The following is a 3,225-nucleotide window of genomic DNA, read 5'->3' as shown; positions in this document are numbered from 1 at the left end:
GGGTACAGGGGACACAGGTGGTGCATGGTTGTCGTCAGCTCGTGTCGTGAGATGTTGGGTTAAGTCCCGCAACGAGCGCAACCCTTGCCTTTAGTTGCTACCATTAAGTTGAGCACTCTAGAGGGACTGCCGATGACAAATCGGAGGAAGGTGGGGATGACGTCAAATCATCATGCCCTTTATGTCCTGGGCTACACACGTGCTACAATGGTCGGTACAGCGAGCAGCGACTTAGTGATAAGGAGCAAATCTCTTAAAGCCGATCCCAGTTCGGATTGTAGGCTGCAACTCGCCTACATGAAGTCGGAGTTGCTAGTAATCGTGAATCAGAATGTCGCGGTGAATGCGTTCCCGGGTCTTGTACACACCGCCCGTCACACCATGGGAGTTGGCAATACCCGAAGCCAGTGAGCTAACCTTTGGAGGCAGCTGTCGAAGGTAGGGTCAATAACTAGGGTGAAGTCGTAACAAGGTAGCCGTATCGGAAGGTGCGGCTGGATCACCTCCTTTCTAAGGAGTTCAAAAGGACTCACACTGTTTGTTTATAAATTTGGTTCGCTAAAATTACAGAATCAATCACATTGAAATCCTTTGGATTTCAATTGTTAATTGTAGACTGTGAAATTGTGAATTAACGTGGGGGTGTAGCTCAGTTGGGAGAGCACCTGCCTTGCAAGCAGGGGGTCAGGAGTTCGACTCTCCTCATCTCCACCATTATGACCTAACACAATGAGCGTAGCGAATTGATGTAGGTCAAACGCAACGAGAACCAAATCTACACGAGCGTAGCGAGTGAATAGATTTGAGTTTCGAGACTGCGATGGTAATTGAACATTGAAAACTAAAGAATGCAATATAAATAAGTAATTAAGGTCAAGTTATTAAGGGCGTAGGGCGAATGCCTTGGCACCAAGAGCCGATGAAGGACGGGATAAGCACCGATATGCTTCGGGGAGTCGCAAATAGACATTGATCCGGAGATTTCCGAATGGGGAAACCTACTTGAGCAACCCTCAAGTATCATACACTGAATACATAGGTGTATGAAGGAAGACCAGGGGAACTGAAACATCTAAGTACCCTGAGGAGAAGAAAGAAAAATCGATTTCCTAAGTAGCGGCGAGCGAACGGGAAACAGCCCAAACCAGATTTATCTGGGGTTAAGGACCAGCATAACGGAATAATGAATCTAATAGAAGAGGATTGGAAAATCCCACCAAAGACGGTGATAGTCCGGTATATGAAAGATGAGTTTACCAGCTGGTATCCAGAGTACCACGGGACACGAGAAATCCAGTGGGAAGTAGGGAGGACCACCTCCCAAGGCTAAATACTCCTTGGTGACCGATAGAGAATAGTACCGTGAGGGAAAGGTGAAAAGAACCCCGGAAGGGGAGTGAAATAGAATCTGAAACCCTACGCCTACAAGCAGTGGAAGCACATTATTAGTGTAACCACGTACTTTTTGTAGAACGGGCCAGCGAGTTATGGTAGTGAGCAAGGTTAATGACTTAAGGTCAGGAGCCGTAGGGAAACCAAGTCTTAATAGGGCGAAATAGTTCCCTGCCATAGACCCGAAACCGGGTGACCTATCCATGGGCAGAGTGAAGTTGAAGTAAAATTCAATGGAGGCTCGAACCCGTTAGCGTTTAAAAGCTATGGGATGACCTGTGGATAGGGGTGAAAAGCCAATCGAACTCGGAGATAGCTGGTTCTCCTCGAAATAGCTTTAGGGCTAGCCTCAAGGAAGAGTGAAATGGAGGTAGAGCACTGAATGGTCTAGGGGCGCATAGCGTTACCAAAACCTATCAAACTCCGAATGCCATAATCATACCCTTGGGAGTCAGACTATGTGGGATAAGCTTCATAGTCGAAAGGGAAAGAGCCCAGATCACCAGCTAAGGTCCCTAAATCCAGATTAAGTGGTAAAGGATGTGAGGTTTCACAGACAACCAGGATGTTGGCTTAGAAGCAGCCATACATTTAAAGAGTGCGTAATAGCTCACTGGTCGAGAGACCTTGCGCCGAAGATTTCCGGGGCTTAAATCTGGTACCGAAGCTGTGGGATTCGAAAGAATCGGTAGAGGAGCATTGTGTGTGGGTAGAAGGTATACCGAAAGGAGTGCTGGACTGCACACAAGAGAGAATGCTGGCATAAGTAGCGAGAGGTGAGTGAGAATCTCACCCGTCGAAAGCCTAAGGTTTCCTGAGGAAGGTTCGTCCACTCAGGGTAAGTCGGGACCTAAGCTGAGGCTGAAAAGCGTAGGCGATGGACAACAGGTTGAAATTCCTGTACTAGTTACAAGCGTTTGAGAGATGGAGTGACGCAGGAGGATAAGCTAAGCGTGCCGTTGGTTGAGCACGTCCAAGCTTTTAGGGAGTTGAGATAGGCAAATCCGTTTCAACAATCCTGAGAAGTGATGGGGATCGAAAAACAAGTAGAGAAGTAGCTGACTCCACACTGCCAAGAAAAGCTTCTATCGAGTAAGTAACTACCCGTACCGCAAACCGACACAGGTAGGCGAGGAGAGAATCCTAAGACGAGCGGAAGAACCATTGTTAAGGAACTCGGCAAAATAGCCCCGTAACTTAGGGAGAAGGGGTGCCAGGGAAACCTGGCCGCAGTGAATAGGCCCAAGCGACTGTTTACCAAAAACACAAGTATCTGCTAAGTCGAAAGACGAAGTATAGGTGCTGACACCTGCCCGGTGCTGGAAGGTTAAGGGGAAGAGTTAGGGAAACCGAAGCTTAGAACTTAAGCCCCAGTAAACGGCGGCCGTAACTATAACGGTCCTAAGGTAGCGAAATTCCTTGTCGGGTAAGTTCCGACCCGCACGAAAGGTGTAACGATTTGGGCACTGTCTCAACAATGGATCCGGTGAAATTGTAGTATACGTGAAGATGCGTATTACCCGCGACAGGACGGAAAGACCCCGTGGAGCTTTACTGCAGGCTGACATTGGATTTTGGCATTGCATGTACAGGATAGGTGGGAGGCTTTGAAGCCAGGGCGCCAGCTTTGGTGGAGTCAACCTTGGGATACCACTCTTGTAATGCTGAAATTCTAACCTGGTACCATGATCTGGTATAGGGACACTGTCAGTTGGGCAGTTTGACTGGGGCGGTCGCCTCCTAAAGAGTAACGGAGGCGCTCAAAGGTTCCCTCAGCACGGTCGGAAATCGTGCGAAGAGTGTAAAGGCAAAAGGGAGCTTAACTGTGACACC

The 3,225-nt window shown here is 48.3% G+C and carries 1 tRNA gene and 2 rRNA genes; all 3 read left to right on the top strand.

Going from position 1 to position 3,225, the window contains the following annotated elements:
- Positions 1-510 (top strand): 16S ribosomal RNA (locus FYJ83_RS19340); the annotation flags it as partial.
- A 128-nt stretch (positions 511-638) separates the two neighbouring features.
- Positions 639-714, top strand: a tRNA-Ala gene (locus FYJ83_RS19335).
- 157 nt (positions 715-871) lie between these two features.
- Positions 872-3,225, top strand: a 23S ribosomal RNA gene (locus FYJ83_RS19330); the annotation flags it as partial.

The sequence above is a fragment of the Tissierella pigra genome (assembly GCF_009695605.1).
Taxonomy (GTDB): domain Bacteria; phylum Bacillota; class Clostridia; order Tissierellales; family Tissierellaceae; genus Tissierella; species Tissierella pigra.
The sequence above is the reverse complement of the archived record's forward strand: the minus strand, read 5'-3'. Positions and strand labels throughout refer to the sequence as shown.